14 protein-coding genes are annotated in these 18,841 nt (G+C 38.2%); 6 read left to right on the forward strand and 8 right to left on the reverse strand.

The window, feature by feature from the left end:
• Positions 1-24: 24 nt before the first annotated feature.
• Positions 25-474 carry a hypothetical protein gene (locus tag BLQ18_RS07220; protein ID WP_090293780.1) on the reverse strand — a complete coding sequence of 150 codons (450 nt, stop codon included), beginning with the start codon at positions 472-474 and terminating at the stop codon, positions 25-27.
• Between the two features lie 266 nt (positions 475-740).
• Between BLQ18_RS07220 and BLQ18_RS07225 the strand changes: the two genes are divergently transcribed.
• Together BLQ18_RS07225 and ctlX are read left to right on the forward strand one after the other, a co-directional pair.
• On the forward strand, positions 741-1,655 hold the full coding sequence (locus BLQ18_RS07225) for a dimethylarginine dimethylaminohydrolase family protein (protein WP_090293781.1): 915 nt from the start codon (positions 741-743) through the stop codon (positions 1,653-1,655).
• Between the two features lie 79 nt (positions 1,656-1,734).
• A complete protein-coding gene (gene ctlX, locus BLQ18_RS07230; protein ID WP_090293782.1) occupies positions 1,735-2,640 on the forward strand; it encodes a citrulline utilization hydrolase CtlX in 906 nt (301 codons plus the stop codon).
• A 150-nt stretch (positions 2,641-2,790) separates the two neighbouring features.
• On the opposite strand, the gene BLQ18_RS07235 is transcribed toward ctlX, so the two are convergent.
• The 4 genes from BLQ18_RS07235 to BLQ18_RS07250 form a co-directional block, all read right to left on the reverse strand.
• Positions 2,791-5,013, reverse strand: a complete 2,223-nt coding sequence (locus BLQ18_RS07235; protein ID WP_090293783.1) for an Ig-like domain-containing protein — start codon at positions 5,011-5,013, stop codon at positions 2,791-2,793.
• 125 nt (positions 5,014-5,138) lie between these two features.
• Positions 5,139-6,650, reverse strand: a complete 1,512-nt coding sequence (locus tag BLQ18_RS07240) for a peptidase associated/transthyretin-like domain-containing protein (RefSeq protein WP_090293784.1) — start codon at positions 6,648-6,650, stop codon at positions 5,139-5,141.
• Between the two features lie 269 nt (positions 6,651-6,919).
• Entirely contained in the window at positions 6,920-8,341 is a 1,422-nt protein-coding gene (locus tag BLQ18_RS07245) for an SDR family oxidoreductase (RefSeq protein WP_090293785.1), read from the reverse strand.
• On the reverse strand, positions 8,338-8,763 hold the full coding sequence (locus tag BLQ18_RS07250) for a hypothetical protein (RefSeq protein ID WP_090293786.1): 426 nt from the start codon (positions 8,761-8,763) through the stop codon (positions 8,338-8,340). Before BLQ18_RS07250 ends, BLQ18_RS07245 begins: the two co-directional genes overlap by 4 nt.
• A 94-nt stretch (positions 8,764-8,857) precedes the next feature.
• Between BLQ18_RS07250 and argS the strand changes: the two genes are divergently transcribed.
• Both argS and BLQ18_RS07260 read left to right on the forward strand, forming a co-directional pair.
• On the forward strand, positions 8,858-10,633 hold the full coding sequence (gene argS / locus BLQ18_RS07255; protein ID WP_090293787.1) for an arginine--tRNA ligase: 1,776 nt from the start codon (positions 8,858-8,860) through the stop codon (positions 10,631-10,633).
• A complete protein-coding gene (locus BLQ18_RS07260; protein WP_090293788.1) occupies positions 10,633-11,469 on the forward strand; it encodes a zinc-dependent peptidase in 837 nt (278 codons plus the stop codon). The genes argS and BLQ18_RS07260 overlap by 1 nt, the downstream gene beginning before the upstream one ends.
• Here BLQ18_RS07260 and BLQ18_RS07265 read toward each other — a convergent pair.
• The 3 genes from BLQ18_RS07265 to BLQ18_RS07275 form a co-directional block, all read right to left on the reverse strand.
• Positions 11,459-14,032 (reverse strand): TonB-dependent receptor, encoded by a 2,574-nt coding sequence (locus BLQ18_RS07265; RefSeq protein WP_090293789.1) that lies wholly within the window; start codon positions 14,030-14,032, stop codon positions 11,459-11,461. The two genes, BLQ18_RS07260 and BLQ18_RS07265, sit on opposite strands and share 11 nt — an antisense overlap.
• On the reverse strand, positions 14,010-14,924 hold the full coding sequence (locus BLQ18_RS07270) for a FecR family protein (RefSeq protein WP_090293790.1): 915 nt from the start codon (positions 14,922-14,924) through the stop codon (positions 14,010-14,012). The genes BLQ18_RS07265 and BLQ18_RS07270 overlap by 23 nt, the downstream gene beginning before the upstream one ends.
• 88 nt (positions 14,925-15,012) lie before the next feature.
• On the reverse strand, positions 15,013-15,510 hold the full coding sequence (locus BLQ18_RS07275; protein ID WP_090293791.1) for an RNA polymerase sigma factor: 498 nt from the start codon (positions 15,508-15,510) through the stop codon (positions 15,013-15,015).
• Between the two features lie 112 nt (positions 15,511-15,622).
• Here BLQ18_RS07275 and BLQ18_RS07280 point away from each other — a divergent pair, with 112 nt between their 5' ends.
• Positions 15,623-17,383, forward strand: a complete 1,761-nt coding sequence (locus BLQ18_RS07280; protein WP_090293792.1) for a hypothetical protein — start codon at positions 15,623-15,625, stop codon at positions 17,381-17,383.
• Positions 17,384-17,488: 105 nt separating this feature from the next.
• A complete protein-coding gene (gene ffh, locus BLQ18_RS07285) occupies positions 17,489-18,817 on the forward strand; it encodes a signal recognition particle protein (protein ID WP_090293793.1) in 1,329 nt (442 codons plus the stop codon).
• The last annotated feature ends 24 nt before the right edge of the window (positions 18,818-18,841 follow it).

Raw genomic sequence — 18,841 nt, forward strand, 5'->3', positions numbered from 1 at the left:
CCCTTTTATTTTAGGGGTAACAGTCTACCTGCCAAAGGCACTTTCATTTAAGGACCTATCGCTGTCATAGCAAATTCGCATAATTTCACAATGGTAATGCTTTCGGATCTCCGAAAGTCCACTGTCGGCAAGGATATTTTTAGATCTTTGAAACTCTTTATGTATAAAATCATGGGCATCGATGGCATTTAGGCTTTTAACCGTCGAATCCATTGACTTACCATATTTTTGAATTGAGGCATTGACCTTGGTAATATCCCAATCTCTTTTTACGGCAACCGAATCCACAGAAGGGGTATAGTTTTCTGGAAAATCCTGTTCATCAATACAGTCTTTGTATTTGGCCGAATAATTTTGAGAAATTACATGGGTACTCACCATAGTATCTGAGCCTTCAACATAAATTGATTTCATACTTCCTACAACGGCAAAAACGCCGGTGATTAAAATTGTGGGGAACAATAATTTTTTCATATGTAAGAAAAATCTTAATACAAATGTAGTTATTAAAATTTTTCACTTCAAAATCAAGAACCAAAAAAACGTTGTAAGTAGTGTATTTTAAACAATTGATTAACAAAAGGTTGTAAAAATTATATTTTTAGCAATGCCCGAAATGCAGTCCGTAGATTAATAGGATATTTTCCATTTTTTGTAAGTGGGAAATCTGCTTTAAAACACTAGATTTGCCCTAGAATTTTTGTGGGATTTCCTTAAATCTCTTTTAAAAGAATTAAAATATGATGCAATTGAACATCGTGGATGAAACGAGTCCGTTGAAAGCTGTGATTTTAGGCACGGCAAAAAGTAATGGACCAGTACCAACCATTGAGGAAGCATACGACCCAAAATCCGTTGAGTTTATAAAAGCAGGCACTTATCCAAAGGAAGAAGATATGATCAGAGAGATGGATGCCTTTGCAGCCGTTTTTCAAAAATACGGGGTGGAAGTGTATCGTCCAGAGGTTTTGCAAGATTGCAATCAGATTTTTGCACGGGATATTGCATTTGTTATTGAGGACAAATTGTTTCATGCCAATATTCTGCCCGATCGTGAACGAGAGTTTGAGGCCATTCATGAAGTTTTGGAGATAATCGACCCCAATAAAATTATTCGTCCTCCAGAAGAAGTTCATATTGAAGGCGGGGATGTTATGCCTTGGAACGATCATATTTTTATCGGTACTTATACTGGTGTAGATTATGCCAGTTATATTACAGCCCGAACCAATATTGAAGCCGTAGAGTTTATACGTGAAATGTTTCCGAATAAAACGGTTAAATCTTTCGAACTAAGAAAATCCAATACCGATCCAAGGGAGAATGCTTTGCATTTGGACTGTTGCTTTCAGCCCATAGGAAAGAACAAGGCCATTTTGCACAAAAACGGATTTTTGGTGGAAGAGGAATACCAATATTTGGTGGATTATTTCGGAAAGGAGAATATCTTTGAAATCTCAAAAGATGAGATGTATCAAATGTTCAGTAATGTGTTTTCCATTTCGCCAGAAGTGGTGGTTTCGGAAAAAAGCTTTACCCGTTTGAACAATTGGTTGCGAGAGCAAGGATTTACCGTTGAGGAAATTCCATATGCCGAGATTGCCAAACAAGAAGGCTTGTTGCGTTGCAGTACCATGCCACTGATTAGATCATAAATTATAACCCAATTCCTGCTGCCACAGGTGCACTAATTTTGTAAGAGGATTGAGAGCACAGATCACCAACACTATTTTAATGGTTCGTCCCGTAAACTTTAGGATGAACGAACAGACCGCAGTCAACAATTATTTTCAAGAAGACCCGCACTTAAAAAATGCCGAGATCAACAAAAAGGCACAAGAGGAGTTTGACCAGTTTGTAAAGGTACTTCGGGAACACGGTGTAAATGTTATTACGATAAGTGATACGTTGGAGCGAGATACTCCTGATTCCATATTTCCCAATAACTGGGTATCATTTCACGAAAGTGGAACCGTATGCGTATATCCGATGTTTGCAGAAAACCGAAGAAAGGAACGTCGCGAAGATGTATTTGAGCTTTTGGAGGAAAATGGGTTTGTGATCAACAATGTCATGGACTACACTTCGGCCGAAGATGAAGAAATTTATCTGGAAGGAACAGGCAGTATTTTAAAGGACCGTACCAATCAAAAGGCTTATTGTGCACTTTCCGAACGTGCCCATGAAGAATTGTTCATTGAGTTTTGTGAGGATTTCGACTGCTTTCCTGTGATTTTCCATGCCAACCAAACTGTGGATGGCAAACGATTGCCCATTTACCACACCAATGTAATGATGGCCATGGCCGAAACCTTTGTGGTAATTTGCTTGAGCACCATTGATGACAAAAAAGAGCGCAAAAATGTTGTCGATCACATTAAAAAGGACGGTAGGGAAATTATTGACATCACCGAAAAGCAGATGTACCATTTTGCTGGGAATATGCTTCAGGTTATTGGAGCAAACGACCAACGTTATATGGTTATGAGCACACAAGCATACAATAGTCTTACTGATGCTCAAATAAAGGCGATTGAAAAGCATTGTCCAATAATTCATAGTCCGTTGGACACCATTGAAACTTGTGGTGGGGGTAGTGCCCGTTGTATGATGGCGGAGGTGTTTTTGCCAAAGGCATAACAAAATACTTTGCCATTCTGTATAGCGTGAAGAATCTTTATTCTAATGAAGGTTTTTAATATGACACTCCTGCCTGTAGTAGGCAGGATTTTCACGAACTGACCAAAGGATATACAATTCTTAATACTACAGTGTACAGCAATTTTGTAATTAATAAAGAATGCGATACATAAAAAAATCATCTATAATAAAAGCATTACTGGCATTTTCATGTACCCTATATTTTGCAGTCATTTTATCACCAAAGGATTGATAGGATTTATTTGGTAAAATAATTTTCTCCAAATATTCATCATAGGTTTCAATTCCGTCATATTTTGTTATTTGAGACTGATACAACATGAAATCTCGATTTTGCATATGATTATATAATTGATAATCTTTTAATTCTTCAGGAATTTCAGGGATTGTAATTTCTTGAGTTTTTTGACTGTCAAAAACAAAAATCCATTCAAATTGTCCTTCATATTGGTTAGCATACCTTTGTATTATCGTTTTTCCTACGGTATGCTCTCCAGAGTCAATTGTATATTGGATGGTTTTATCATTTAGCAAATGATCCACAGACCAATCTGGAACTTCATAATATGTTTCAGGTAGTCCTCTTCCTATCACTGCAAAGTCATCAGACACAATTTTAAACTTATATTCTTGAAAAACATCTAACCAGAAATAATTTACTGGACCAGGGTGATAGAAGGTGCTTTTTAAATCATCAAAAATTGAATATCCATTGTTGGTTCTATAATCTTCTAAGGAATCATACCCCTTAATATCAATGTCAACTAATCCAACATTGCTAAATTCTACACTTGAATTTTGTATGCCCTCATCAATAAAATCTGAAACACTGATATTAGTTTCTATATCCTCAGGCAGTGGGTTGTCAAAAGCTAAATATTTATACTGATCAAAACAGCTAAACTCCAAAAACAAGTAAATCTTATCTGATGACAATGTTGGGTCTCCTAGGTGATCAAAGGTTCGTATTTGAATATCTTCGTCTCCGGAATGACTGTAAAATATATTATAGCCTGGACCATAACAAGTCAAGTTCTGAGCACATGGATCCATTCCAGTTAACTTAAAGTCAGTTGTTATTTTGTAATTGGGATTTTGCTTTCTAGTTTTTAAAGTGTATGTATTATGTATATTTCGTTTTAGATTGGATATAGTAAACATTTCACCCGATTGGGGACCATTTAAGTATCCAGAAATTTCCATCAGAGTTAACATGAATTCTTCTTCCAATGAAAATTCTCTTTCGGAATATAATTTCACTATCGAATTATTTTCACCTTTGGCAAAATCAAGTACCTTACCGTTAATGTCCGAGGCTAAATAAAAAAGTTGGGTAGCAGGATAATTTGATGGTAAATAGTCTTCCTTTATATCAATTATCATCAATAATCTTTTTATTTTGATGGGAACATTGATTTGAGAAATGTTACCAACGCTATCACTAGCTTCAAAAATTAATTCATACTCTCCAACAGCATAGCTTTCAGGATCAAATTCAAAGTTTAATTCATCAAAATTTTCAAATTCTTTCACAAGAGAATCACCAACTGATATTTTAAATCCTGATATTTCTGAAAATTCATCTGAAAGGGAGGTTGAGATTATTGTTTTCTCACCAAGGATAATATCATCCATTATTCCTTCTACAATAAGTTCGGGCCCTGTATTGTCTGAAATAAAATCAACCTGATACGAAGTAATGTTTTCTGCGAAATCCTCTGCGATAATTACAAGTGAATGTTCTCCATCTGCAGAATTCAATGTGTTGAGGTCAAGGGTAAATCCAGTCTCTGTCTCAGCAACAACAATAGACGAGTTGTCAACCATGGCACTTACCTCCTTTATTCCCTGTTCATCATAAGCATTAAAGGTTACAATGTTCTCATCACCATTTAATATAGTGCCATTTTCAATTGTGACATTTGAAATTGAAGGCAAATCATTATCAATATATATTATTTGCTCCACCTCGGAGGAATTGTCATTTATATCCACTACAACAACTTTTAAGACATATTCCTTGTATTTGGTCAAGTCAGCAACCTTGGAAGTGTAACTAGATAAATCGATTGTAAAATTAAATGGAGGAGTGTTTGATTGCGCCACAACTTCATTATTTAAAAAAATAGTCACAGATTTAATACCCTCGTTGTCCGTCGTGTTTGGATTAAGATCTATGCTATGGCCAACAATTATGGGGTCAGTAGAATTTTTTCCAAAACCAGCAATTTCAAGATTAATTTCTGGGGGCGTAGTATCAATGTTTTGTTCTTCACTGGAGTGGTCTGAGGAGCAAGAAATCAAAGTAAAAATATATAAAAATATAATTACTCTTAATGTAAGATTATTCATTCAAATTGGTTGTTTTTCAAATCTACTAATTAATTGTGATTTTAAAACAACCATGAATTTGCAATTAGATAAAGCGATTTATTTATTAGTTAAATGAACAATGCTTTTATTAATATTAAAACAGGCTACTCTTCCTCGGCTGTAAATCCACGAATCGCTTGGTTGGGCTCCATAATGGTGTACCCTTTCCAAAATTCGGGATTGTATCGAGGCATGTAGGTTGCGCGGACGGTTTTGTCCTCTTTATAGTTTTTGAACTCGTTTTCCGCAATTTGATCTTGGTCGAACACCACCAATTCCCATTTGTTTGTGATGTTCATTCGAAAATCAATATTCAGTTTGAGTTCGTTCTGTTTGCGGCGACCTTTTACGTGCTTGTTTTTTTCCACCACTTTTAACGGGCGGTCAATTCCGAAGTATTTTCCATCGGAAAAATCCATGAATTGAAGATCGTACTTTCCATTGGATAGTTTGGCAAATCGCATAGTGCCTTTGTACACAGTTTCCCGATAGGTAATACCCAAAAGTTTGAAATTTCGTAGACGTTGCACGTTGAAAAAATCAAGGCGCATTACAGCGAAGTCCTCTATATTTATATAGAGTCTTCCTTTAAAATCGGCGCTGCTTCGTTTGGGCCAAAAGTCAACAACATATACCCCTGCATCACCAATGTCGGCATAACCAGCCAGTTTAAACTCATACCTATTGTATTTGTCAATAAGGTTTAATTTGGTGTCTTCTTTGTAATACAACTGGCTCAGCATTTCTTGAAATGACCAACGTTGGCTGTCCACCAATCCCGATACACTGTCTTTTTCAACCTGTGCTTTTACTTTTTTAACTTGATCAACACGTTCATCATCCAACGTATCCAAAATAGAATCCACTTGGATCTTTTCACTAAAAATGCCCGATTTGATTTTTAAATAGGAGCCAGGTTTCACATTTTGCTTGAAAATTTCTTCCATATGTTCGGCCAAATCCTCAAAAGAACTTACATCTCGTTTGTCGTAGAGATCGGCCGCTTTAATTATGTTCAGTTTGTACTTGGTATTATTTTTATAGAGGTCACCAAAACTTTCCGTGTAGTGCGATGCATTTTTTGGGATGGATCTGGCAATGCTGTCCATGAGTTCTTTGTTCAACTCTTCAATGGATGATTTTTCAAATCCAAAATCCACTTTTTCCATGTTGGCCAGTTCTGCTTTCCGAAGAAAAAATCGCTGCTTTACAGGACTTTTATTCACATTATTAGGAATGTTTTCTATCATTTTATCAATGATATCCTCCACATCCAGTTCCTTATCAAACACATAAACTCCGCTCAATTCGATGGCTTTGGCGTTTAGGAACACCAAACTATCTTGCAATTGTTCCAAAGTGAAACCTTTTTTCTCATACCCCATTGAGGTTACATAAATCGAGTCGGGTAGGGTAGCACCTTCTTCCAGAACAAAACTAAATCGCCCCTCTTCGTTGGTGATAACTCCTTTGTGTTCTCCATATTGAATGGTGGCATAGGGAATCCCATTTTGTGTTTTGGCATCAACCAATCGGGAACTAATGCTTTGAGCCGCCAATGGAAATGCCATTAATGTGACAAAATAGGTGAGAAACAGGGTCTTTTTTACAGACATCTTGGTTTGTGTTTATATGATTAAGACACCTTTTGGGGGTGAAAGGTTGCCTGTGGTTTAGACGAACTTGAGGGGAATTTGTGACAATGTGCGAAGAAAAAGGCAATCGTCCATATGGCTTAATAGTATTTTAACAGCTTGGGGTTGGGGTAATTGTCATTTCGAGCGCAGTCGAGAAATTTAATTTAAAATGTAAACAATTTTTGCATCTCGTCTGCCTGCCTGCCGCAGGCGGGCGTCGGATGTGACAGCTTCCTTGTAAGGGAAGTTTAAGATTTTGCAATGTTCTTGATCATGTTCCCAAAAATAAAAAGGTGAAAGGGTAGCACCGAATACCAATACAGTCGACCCAATAAACCTTTGGGGCGAAAAGTTGCGGTTTGGTACAGTATGCCATCTTCAATTTTGAATTCCAACCAAGCTTCACCAGGAGTTTTCATTTCTGCGAAGAGGAGTAATCGTTTTCGTTTTTTATCTGCCAATAACACCCGCCAAAAGTCCAAGGCATCTCCAGGAAATATTTTATCGGGGTGGGTGCGGCCGCGTCGAAGTCCTGGCCCTCCAACAAGCTTGTCCAAAAATCCACGGATTTTCCAGAGCCAATTGCCATAATACCATCCTGTTTCTCCTCCGATACTCCATATATTTCTCAACACCTTTTTTTCATTAGTGATGGGAATGGACTTTTTGTCCTGCAAAACTCCATATTTGGGCACTTGAATGTAGTTTTCTAAATCTTTCTTGATTTGTCCACTGGCAATACTATCTTTCCAACTGCTAATAACCAGATTCTGCTCAATTTTTTTAAAAGCCATATCAATGGCCTCTTCATAAGTGTGGGTTTCAATGTCCAACATTTGCTGAAGTTGATTGTCCTTGGCTACCACTTCCATTTTCATGCTATCCACGAGGTTCATCGCCAATTTATAAGAGGTAGAAGTCACAAAGTAGAGCCAATAGGAAGAGAGTTTGGGTGTCATCACTGGTACTGTAAAAATCCAGTTTTTAAAACCCCGTACCTTCGCATAGCCATGCAACATATCTTTATAAGTGAGCACATCGGGGCCACCAATATCAAAAGATTGGTTGTAAGTGTTTTTATTGCCCAAGACCTGCGTCAGAAATTGAATCACATCCCTAATCGCGATGGGCTGGGTTTTGGTAAGCACCCATTTTGGTGTGATCATTACGGGAAGTTTTTCGCAGAGATCTCGAATGATTTCAAAAGAAGAGCTGCCAGATCCTACAATAATTCCAGCACGTAGAACGGTAAGTTTAAATTTGCCTTGGTAGAGAATGTCCTCGACATTTTTCCGTGAGCTGAGGTGTTTGGATAGTTCTTTGTCGTTTACAATGCCACTTAGGTAAATTACTTGTTCGCATTGCGTTTTGGCCAATAAAGTGTTGAAGTTTTTTGCTGCTTGTGCTTCTTTTTCATCAAAATCAGTGACTGAAGAGGTCATGGAATGAATCAAATAATAAGCAGCATCAATATCCGATGGTACGTTTTGATTTGTTGGGTCTTCCAGAAAATCAATTTCCACCACTTCAATTTTCGAACGGGTGTTTTCGTCTACCGACAATCTTTTTTCATCACGAACAGCACAGACCACATGATGCCCCATTTCCAAAAATTGGGGCAACAAGCGCATTCCAATATACCCATTTGCCCCTGTTAGTAGAATCTTCATAAATCTTCAATGTTGGTGGGAAGGTTATTGGCACGATGGTCGAGCATTTTCCGAAAGAATTTTTGAATCGCCTTGGTATCCGTTCGCACTTTAATAAAATAATGATCCATATAAATGGAACGAATGGACATCTCACCCTTGTACACATTTAATTTGTAGTAGGGGATGATCAGTCCATAGCTCTCCAATCTAGAACGGAATCCAACAATGATGCCCTTAGGTCGAAGTTCAATATTGCAGGTATTCAAATTATTGTCGAGGATGAGTAGGTTATTGATCTCAACGCTTGCTTCGGTAATGTGAAGTTTTGGCGACCCAATACCGCCCATGGCCCAACGTTCTTTCAAGGGAATGGGTTTGCCCACGGCATCGTCTATTTTTTTGGTGATGTTTTTGTCGGAGTACGAAACATTCAAAAGCATGCTTAAAATTAATCAAATTAGGGCGGACCATTAAATTTGGGGTGAGGGAAAAGCCCAAAAAATGCGTAGTTTTGCGCCCTGAAAAGCCTTATAAATGAGTTTGCAGAACGATTTGACCCAAAAAGTAATCGAGGCCGTAAAACAACTGTACCAAGTTGAGTTGCCCTCGGTAGAATTTCAACCCACCCGAAAGGATTTTGAAGGGGATATTACCGTGGTGGTGTTTCCTATGTTGCGTCATGTAAAGGGAAATCCTGTGCAGATTGGAACCCAAATTGGGGAATATTTGACGGCAAATGTTGATGAGGTATCCAAATGCAATGTGGTTCAAGGCTTTTTGAACATTGTTATTGAGGACAGTTACTACCTGAATTTCTTCAACGATATATTTTCTGAAAAGGATTTCGGTTATGTAAAATCCCAGTCCGATGATGCGGTAATGGTGGAATATTCCTCCCCAAATACCAACAAACCTTTGCACTTAGGGCATATTAGAAACAACCTTTTAGGGTATTCCGTGGCTGAAATTTTAAAGGCTTCGGGAAAAAAGGTATACAAGACCCAGATCATTAATGATCGTGGTATCCACATCTGTAAAAGTATGTTGGCCTGGCAAAAGTTTGGTGAGGGTGAAACTCCTGAGACTTCAGGTTTGAAGGGTGATCATTTGGTTGGGAAATATTATGTGGCTTTTGATAAGGCCTACAAAGAACAGATAGCCGAATTGGTTGCAGCTGGAACTGAAAAAGAAAAGGCCGAAAAAGAAGCACCCATTTTATTGGAAGCCCAAGAAATGCTCCGTAAATGGGAAGCTGGTGATGATGAGGTGGTGACTCTTTGGAAAAAAATGAACGGTTGGGTATATGAAGGCTTTGATACGACCTACAAAAACCTTGGGGTTGATTTTGACACTCTGTATTATGAAAGTGACACCTATTTGTTGGGTCGTGATGTGGTTAAGGATGGTCTGGAACGTGGTGTTTTCTTTAAAAAAGAGGATGGAAGTGTTTGGATAGACCTCACTGAAGATGGACTTGACGAAAAAATCGTGTTGCGTTCCGATGGTACTGCCGTTTATATGACCCAAGATATTGGTACTGCCATTCAAAGGGTGACGGATTTTCCAGATATCAATGGAATGGTGTATACCGTAGGTAATGAGCAGGATTACCACTTTAAGGTGTTGTTCCTCATTCTGAAAAAATTGGGCTATGCTTGGGCGGAGCAATTGTACCATTTAAGTTATGGTATGGTGGATTTGCCAAGTGGTAAAATGAAGAGTAGGGAAGGAACTGTTGTGGATGCGGACGACCTGATTCAAAGTATGGAAGATACCGCAGCATCTATTTCCCAAGAACTGGGCAAGTTGGATGGCTATTCCGAGGAAGAGAAAAAACAGTTGTACCGAACCATAGGTTTGGGTGCTCTTAAATATTACATTTTAAAAGTGGATCCTAAAAAAAGAATCCTTTTCAACCCAGAAGAATCGGTGGATTTTCAAGGAAACACAGGGCCTTTTATCCAGTACACTTACGCTCGAATCCAATCTATTTTGCGAAAGGCAGAGGATGTCTCGAGTGCGCTCGACATGACCATGGAACTTCATGAAAAAGAGAAAGAGTTATTGAAGCAGATTCAATTGTTCCCCGAAACGGTCCAATTGGCAGCCGAAAACTTTAGTCCAGCTTTGGTAGCCAACTATACTTACGATTTGGTGAAAGAGTTCAATTCTTTTTATCAGCAAGTGTCCATTTTAGGAGAAACCGATGAGCAAAAGAAAAACTTTAGGGTGCAATTGTCCCAAAAAGTGGCCGAAGTAATTCAATCAGCTTTCCGTTTGTTAGGGATTGATGTTCCAGAACGAATGTAATGCAGCAGATTTCTGAATCTGATAAAGAAATTGCTGCCATTGTATTGGTTGCGGGCTTATTTGTTGTATTTGCTAAAGCCATCTACGAAAATGTCCTGAAGGAGCGATTGACGCTTTATAATTTGTTCCATCCAGTTAAGAGGATATCGGCCAAGGAACGACTTTTCATCTTAAACTTTTTGAAGCCATTTCACGATTTGTCTCCTGCCCAACGAAAGGAGTTTTTGCGTCGCTTTGCCTGGTTTAAATCCAAAAAGCATTTTGTTTTTTATGGGAATATCCAAAACCAAGAACATATTAAGGCTTATGTTTCGGCTTCGGCCATTTTGTTGACATTAGGGTTGAACGATTATCGGTTTGAAAAGTCTATTCGACGTGTGATTATTTACCCTAGCAAATATTATTCTCGAATTGCCAGAAATCACCATGTTGGGGAATATAATCCAAGATTAAGAACGCTCGTTTTTTCTGCCGAAAGTTTGAAAGATGGCTTCAGTATCCCCAATGACAATATCAATCTAGGGATTCATGAGGTTGCCCATGCTTTAATGATAGATACTCATAAAAAGCAGAGCTATGAAGCCAAACGATTTAAGGTGGGACTTTTAAAAATGAATGAGATGTACCATTCAGAAGAGTTTATCAGTAGGTTGGCGGCAACATCTTATTTTAGGGACTATGGCAAGACCAATTTTGTAGAGTTCTTTGCCGTTGTGGCTGAAAGCTTTATTGAGACACCAGAAACCTTCAAAAGAAATTTTCCTCAGCTCTTCGAAATAGTGAGAACCATGTTCAATTTCGATTTAAGCGACCCGAATTGGAAAGTTAAAAACTGACCCTAAAACTAACATTTGGGGTGATACCCAAAGAAATGTTTTCCACAGTTTCAATCTCATTGTCCGAATTAACCCGATAATATTTGTTCAAGGAGTTTTTGCGGTTGGTAATATTTACGACCGAAATACCTGCATTGGCCTTTAATCTTCGCGTAAGTTGAAAATTATAAATGGCAGAGACATCTACTCTAAAATATTCAGGTAATCTGCTGCTGTTGGGCTCTTTGTAATTAATTTGAGGTGGGAAAAAATCGTTGTTCAATCCTTCAGGACCATCCAAAGGTTCGGTATAGGGTCTGCCAGTTCTGTAATTCATTCCCAAACTCAATTTTAGGTCTTTGTAATCATAGGTGCCTGCAAAAGTAATCGTATGCCTAATGTCCAAGTTGTTTGGGAAATTGGGTGGAGCAATCGAATCGAAAGTATAGTCGTTTTTATTGTAAGCATAGCTTAGCCAAACGCTGTAATTGTCTCCTTTTTTATTGGTTAAAAATTCAATGCCCTTGACTTTATAGCTGCCAATTTCACCTGAGAATTGGTTGGAATTTTGAAATCCTTGTGTTTTTGTACTGATGCCATCCACTTCTTTATAAAAGCTTTCGAAACCAACATAAAACCCGTTTTTCTCATAGTTGATGCCTGCCGAACCTTGTTTGCTTTTGGTTACAGGTAGAGTACTCCCGTTGGATAAGGTCCATCTTCGCTTTTCTATGCCCAAAAAGTTTTGCTCCAAATCTATGATCTGGTTGGTGGTCTGACTTTTAAATTCCCCCAAAACTTCACCTCGTAAATAATTGGCGATTTTAAAATTGAGGTTCACTCTAGGTTCAATCAAAAAATCGGAAAAGGTGTTTAGATTTTCTATAAAATTGAATCGTGTTCCTATTTTGGCGATAAATGTGTTTTGTTCGGAATGATAGTCAAATTCGGTATAAGGAGCATGGATACGTATTACTCCCTTGATGTCACTATTAAAAGTGGGTTCGCTGAGTACAGTGATATTGGTAATACCTGTTTCAATAAATTGGTAGCCATTGTTCCAATTTAATGTGTTTTTTAATTTAAGCTTGGTGTCAAACTTTAGGGCATTTTCAATGACTTGATTGTTTTGAAAAAGTTGTTGCACTTGATTCCCGTAGAGGTTTTGCGCATCCAGATTATACTTGGAATAATAAACATTGAGATGGGATGAAAAATGATCGTTCCATTGACTCATTAGCTGTGTTCCCAAGGATAGGTTGCTTTGCTGCAATAAACTTATGCTGGTCTCATTTTCGGTTTGATTCTGCTCCTCATATTTCAGGTCGTTTTTAATGTGAATGGCACTAATTCGGAGTTTATGGTTGTCATTAATGTCGTAGAGTAATTTGCCTGAAAAATCATAAAAGAAAAAATCTTCGTCACGAACAATGTCATCATCTACAGATCTGTTGTTTTGGTCAGATATTTCACTATTTTGAAAAGCTCTGTCAAAAAATTGGTTGTAGGTAGGAGAGTTCACAAAATCAGTGGTAGATCTTCGCGCTGAAAATTGAACTCCTAACTTTCTACTAAGGGGTACTTCGGCATAAACATCACCGCTAATCAGATTAAATCCTGCACCGCCCGACCAATCTTGGGTAATATGGTTGTTGGTCTCCATTTGGATAACTCCACTAACTCCATCCCCATAAGCTGCAGGAGTGCCATTTTTATAGATGGTAACCTCGTCTGTTAGATAAGGGCTAAAGGCGGATATCAAACCAAAAAAATGACCAGATTGGTACATTTTAATTCCATTCCAAAGCACTAGGTTTTGGTCGTTGGTTCCACCACGGATATTGATGTCGGAAACGGTTTCATCTATACTTTTAATACCAGGAAGTGCTTGCACCGTTTGTAAAATATCGGGCTCGATCATACCAGGCAAAATTCCAAATTCAGCGGTGTTTAACGTAAAACTTGCATCTGTCTCTTTTATAATCCCCGCGGTAAGGAATTTGTACACGATGACCTCATCCAATTGCTCGTAACGTGGCGACAGCAATATTTTTGGGCAGTTTTCACCTTTTAGCAAATCACTAGCTTTTATGATTTTTAAGTTGTAACCAAGGTATCTTATTCGAATTGAGGCTGTCCGATCAACTTTTGATAGGTAGAATGAGCCATCAGCTCCAGTAATTTGCGCATTATTTGCTCCTAAAATTTCCACTGTGGCCCCATTCACCGTATTCTCTGCGAAATTATCAAGCACAATTCCGCAAATGTCAATATAAGAGACTTTGGTAAGGGTGTAAAAACGTTCGCTAAGCTTTTCAGATTTGATCTGAAACTTGAGATCCAGAAAATCCAAATGTTTTTGGAGGGTATTCAGTGAATCTGGCAGTGTAATTTGAAGCCCCCCTACATCTTTATTAAGATAAGAGAATTTAATGCTGTAGGTGGTCTCCAGTTCCTTGATATGGGAAATAAGGTCAATAGAGGTTTGCTGTTTTTCCTGCGCTTGAATCCAAAATGAACAAAACAAGAAAAACAAAAAACCTATGAGGAGGCCAGCGTATTTATTTGGATGTGTTTCCAGCATAAAAAAGTACGTTGTCGTCTTCTACTTTAAATCGGATTTGAGACGGGGTACTAATACTTTTTAACGCCATTTCTAGGTTAGTGTTGTTAAAGCTACCTGTAAATAGCAGGTTAGTATCTACGTTTTCTGTGGTAACTTTTATATTGAATTGTCTTTCGAGTTCTGCATATACAAATTGCAATGGAATACTGTTAAAACTACTTTCGTTTTGCATCCAGGAGGGAGTATTTCCCGTTGGTTTATCCAAATCGGATATAATTTTACCGTTGATGACCAAAAAGGAATTGCCAGCAGGTAGTTTGGTTTCTTTATTATTGTGCGTAACGCTTACCAATCCTTCGTAGCAGGTGACTTCAAAAAAGCCTTCTCTGTTTTCCACATTAAATTGGGTTCCCAAAACAGCTACTGTACCCTGATCGGTAGCCACTGTAAATTTCTTTCCTTTGGCTACCTTAAAAAAGGCTTCACCTTCAAGGTTGATATTTCTTTCTTTATCCCAATTCTTTTTACTGTAGGTAATTTGGGATGCTGCGTTCAGGATAATTTCTGAATCGTCTGGCAAGATAACATTGGTGTTTTCGGCAAAATCCGTGCTTACGGTCTCTCCCAAGGTCCCTAAATAAAAATAGGAACCAACAAGAAGTATAGCAACTACGGCTGCAATACGCAAGAATGCTTTATAAGGCTTAAGTGTGATAACTTTTGGAGCGGATCCAATAGTTTCCTTGGTGCGTTCCAGAGCTTGGTCCATGTCAAATTTAGGGGCTTTCATCGTGCTTGAAACCTCTTTGAGTCTTTCAAAGGACTGGTGCTCTGCAGACTGTTTAAATGCTGCGAGTTCCTCCTCCGAGAGCTCTCCACTAAGCCATTTTGCCAAATAATTTTCTTGCATGGGTTTAATGCTTTACGTTCTTATAACAATCAACTTTTAAAATACCCTACCTAAAATTCTAAAAATTAGCATATTATTTTATGTAGGGTTAAATGCCATCTATTTTTTCGCGCAAACTTTTTAGTGCCAAATGCATTCTTTTTTCGATTGCTTTTACACTTACACCTTCCATTTCGGCAATTTCTGCATATTTTTTGCCATCAATCCTATTTAATAGAAAAGTAGTGCGCTGATTTTCAGGGAGTGCATTTAGGGCATCATCCAATTTTTGTTTGTATTCCTGTTCCTCCATCAAAAATTCTGGAGATTCATTGGAGCGGTCATTGGAATGGTCTGCGTATTTTAACCGAACCTTTTCTGCTTTTATAACATTAAGGTAAAGATTGTTGGCAACGGTGTACACGAAAGATTTTGCTTTATCGGGACTCACCTTGGCACAATTCTCCCAAAGTTTCACAAAAGCTTCCTGCACAGCATCATTGGCCTTTTCCTCATTACCGAATTTATAATAGATGTAATTAAAAACCGTTTTGGAATGTGCTTTGAAAATGGAGCTGAAAATTTGGTCTTCACAAACGTTGCTCATAATCAGTGGTTTGTTTATGGCTCAAATATATTTGAAAATTATTTAGAAAAAGTAGGGTTTTTTTTATGTGTGTTGTTTTACTCATGAATTATAACCCCAAAATTCATTTGTTATGAAAAAGTTCGTTAACAACATTCTGCAATTTGCCCTTGTTGTTTTAGTATTAAGTTTTACCTCCTGCCAAGAAGAGTTTGAAGATATTGGAGGAGACCCAGAATCTATTGAAGTTGGTTCCTCAACTGCTCTTTTAATTGAGCAAACATCGTCACACGATGGTTCTTATGATAATATTGTAGATGGAGCTAGTTGTGTTGCGATTCAATTTCCATACACCGTTTCTGTAAATGGTGTTGATATTACTATCGATTCTGAAGCCGATCTAGATGTGGTCGAAGAAATTTTCGATTCTTTGGAAGAAGCCGATCATGTTTTGGATATTCTATTCCCTATTACGATCACACTTTCCGATTTTACTGAGATTACTATCGAAAACCAAGCACAATTGGAAACCTATATTGATGATTGTTTGGAAGGTGGAGATGATGATGATATAGAATGTATTGATTTTGTATACCCCATAACCCTTTACACATTTGATATCAATGATCAACAAACAGGAGAAGTCGCTGTTGAAAGTGATTTTGGTTTGAGACGCTTTTTTGCAGAATTGGAATCTGATGCCCTAGTGAGTATTCAATACCCTATTTCGCTTAAAAAATATGACGGTACTGTTATTACTGTAAATAATAATGCAGAGTTGGCACAAGCTTTGGCCTTGGCAAAAGATATGTGTGATGAAGATGACGATAACGATTATAACGATGATGATTTTACCGAAGAAGAATTGGATGCCATTTTAGTATCCTGTCCTTTTGAAATCAGACAGGTTATTAGAAATGAAGTTGATAGTACCGAGCAATATTTAGAAAGACTCATGATCTTCAATGAAGATGGAACGGTAACATATCACGGAGTATTAAACGCAGAGGTTAATGGAACATGGAGTACCAGTCAAACTGATAACGGTGTGTTGTTGAGCTTGGATTTTGAAACTATGGCAGACTTCACACTAGAATGGTACGTATACGAACTCGAAGAAGGTGTTATCAAATTCTATAAGGATAATGGCAACCGAATTGTACTCCGAAAAAATTGTGAAGCTGAGCCTTCACCTGAAGTTGATCGTGAAACTTTGATTTCCATTTTACAAAATTGCGAGTGGATCATTAAAAAGGTGAAAAACCGAGGTGAAGAAATAGAAAGACTACTTGGTTATGAATTCAAGTTCATGGCTGGTGGAGTAGTGACTTTGGGCAATGGAGTATCTGCTTCCGAAGGAACTTGGGATATTGGATTAAACAGTCAAATGCAACTTTCTTTGATGATTGCAATTGAGGCAGAAGCACAATTAAGTTTTGAATGGCCATTGATTGACCTCTTGGATTCAAGGTTGAAATTCAAGAATGAAACGACAGACCACGAAATGATTCTATTAAAAGTTTGCGAGGATAGTGCAGATGATGGAGACGTTTTGGAAATCAGAAATACCTTAATGGGCGGTGCTTGGAATGTAGCACTATACCAATATGGAGAAGTGGATTTATCCCCTTCTTATGCTGGAATGGACTTTACTTTCCAAGAAGTTCACCAATTGCAAGTGTCAATGGGTACAAATACTGTTGCAGACGGATTATGGAGAGTACTTCGTGATTCAGAAGAAGGGTTGAAGCTATATATCAACTTTGACACCATGGATGATTTGGCCGAACTAACAGAAGACTGGAAGTTCGTGTCCATGACCGCAACACGCATCGAATTGAAAGATGAAAGTGGTGATGGAACTATAAAAACCTTGGTTTTTGAAAAACCATAAGATTTTTGCCCCAATCTTTTTTTAAAAGAAGGACGGCTCTCCCCAAAGCCGTCCTTTTTCTTTTTATTTATTCTTAAATTTGTCCCTCTTTAAAACAAAGAACATATGTTCGATAATTTAAGTGACAAGTTAGATAAAGCACTTCACGTCCTCAAAGGTCATGGGCAGATTACGGAAATCAATGTAGCAGAGACCTTAAAAGAGGTACGAAGAGCCTTGTTGGATGCCGACGTTAACTTTAAAATTGCCAAAGAATTTACCAATACGGTAAAAGAAAAGGCTTTGGGCCAAAATGTATTGACCACCCTCCAGCCAGGGCAGTTAATGGTCAAGATCGTTAAGGATGAGCTGACCCAATTAATGGGAGGTGATGCTGAGGATATTGATCTAACAGGCAATCCATCCGTGATTTTGATGTCTGGTCTACAAGGTTCGGGTAAAACCACTTTTTCAGGTAAATTGGCGAACTTCCTTAAAAATAAGAAAACCAAAAAACCACTTTTGGTCGCTTGTGATGTGTATCGTCCTGCAGCGATTGATCAGTTGCATGTCGTTGGTGAGCAAATTGGGGTTGAGGTATATTCGGACCGAGAAAACAATGACCCAGTTGCTATAGCACAAGCAGGTATTGCCCATGCAAAATCATTGGGCTGCAACGTAGTGATCATCGATACCGCAGGTCGTTTGGCAGTGGATGAGCAGATGATGAACGAAATTGCCAATATCCACAAAGCCATTCAACCGCAAGAAACCTTGTTTGTTGTGGATTCCATGACTGGACAAGATGCCGTGAATACAGCCAAAGCCTTTAACGATGTCCTTAATTTCGACGGGGTAATCTTAACCAAATTGGATGGTGATACCCGAGGTGGTGCAGCCATTTCCATTAAATCGGTAGTAGATAAACCCATCAAGTTCATTGGTACGGGTGAAAAAATGGAAGCCATCGATGTGTTCCACCCCTCACGTATGGCCGATCGTATTTTGGGAATGGGAGACGTGGTGTCTTTGGTGGAACGTGCCCAAGAACAGTTTGATGAGGAACAAGCCCGAAAAATCCAAAAGAAAATTGCCAAGAACAAGTTTGGTTTCGACGATTTCTTGACGCAAATACACCAAATCAAGAAAATGGGGAATATGAAAGACCTCATTGGAATGATTCCTGGTGCTGGAAAAGCATTGAAAGGATTGGATATTGATGATGATGCCTTCAAACATATTGAGGCTATTATTCATTCCATGACACCAGATGAAAGGTCTACACCATCATTGTTGAACGCAAGCCGTAAAAAACGTATTGCTGCAGGTAGCGGAACTTCAATTCAACAAGTGAATCAATTGCTGAAACAGTTCGACCAAATGAGCAAAATGATGAAGATGATGCAAGGCGGTGGCGGCAAAAAGATGATGCAGATGATGCAGAATATGCGATAATTCAACCAAGAAAAAATAAACCAA

Source organism: Flagellimonas zhangzhouensis, assembly GCF_900102925.1.
Lineage (GTDB): Bacteria > Bacteroidota > Bacteroidia > Flavobacteriales > Flavobacteriaceae > Flagellimonas > Flagellimonas zhangzhouensis.

Coding starts and splice junctions, on each gene's coding strand:
- ffh (WP_090293793.1), top strand. CDS start 17,489: ATGTTCGATAATTTAAGTGACAAGTTAGATAAAGCACTTCACGTCCTC.
- BLQ18_RS07260 (WP_090293788.1), top strand. CDS start 10,633: ATGCAGCAGATTTCTGAATCTGATAAAGAAATTGCTGCCATTGTATTG.
- BLQ18_RS07270 (WP_090293790.1), bottom strand. CDS start 14,924: ATGCAAGAAAATTATTTGGCAAAATGGCTTAGTGGAGAGCTCTCGGAG.
- BLQ18_RS07225 (WP_090293781.1), top strand. CDS start 741: ATGATGCAATTGAACATCGTGGATGAAACGAGTCCGTTGAAAGCTGTG.
- BLQ18_RS07240 (WP_090293784.1), bottom strand. CDS start 6,650: ATGTCTGTAAAAAAGACCCTGTTTCTCACCTATTTTGTCACATTAATG.
- BLQ18_RS07235 (WP_090293783.1), bottom strand. CDS start 5,013: ATGAATAATCTTACATTAAGAGTAATTATATTTTTATATATTTTTACT.
- argS (WP_090293787.1), top strand. CDS start 8,858: ATGAGTTTGCAGAACGATTTGACCCAAAAAGTAATCGAGGCCGTAAAA.
- BLQ18_RS07280 (WP_090293792.1), top strand. CDS start 15,623: ATGAAAAAGTTCGTTAACAACATTCTGCAATTTGCCCTTGTTGTTTTA.
- ctlX (WP_090293782.1), top strand. CDS start 1,735: ATGGTTCGTCCCGTAAACTTTAGGATGAACGAACAGACCGCAGTCAAC.
- BLQ18_RS07275 (WP_090293791.1), bottom strand. CDS start 15,510: ATGAGCAACGTTTGTGAAGACCAAATTTTCAGCTCCATTTTCAAAGCA.
- BLQ18_RS07250 (WP_090293786.1), bottom strand. CDS start 8,763: ATGCTTTTGAATGTTTCGTACTCCGACAAAAACATCACCAAAAAAATA.
- BLQ18_RS07265 (WP_090293789.1), bottom strand. CDS start 14,032: ATGCTGGAAACACATCCAAATAAATACGCTGGCCTCCTCATAGGTTTT.
- BLQ18_RS07220 (WP_090293780.1), bottom strand. CDS start 474: ATGAAAAAATTATTGTTCCCCACAATTTTAATCACCGGCGTTTTTGCC.
- BLQ18_RS07245 (WP_090293785.1), bottom strand. CDS start 8,341: ATGAAGATTCTACTAACAGGGGCAAATGGGTATATTGGAATGCGCTTG.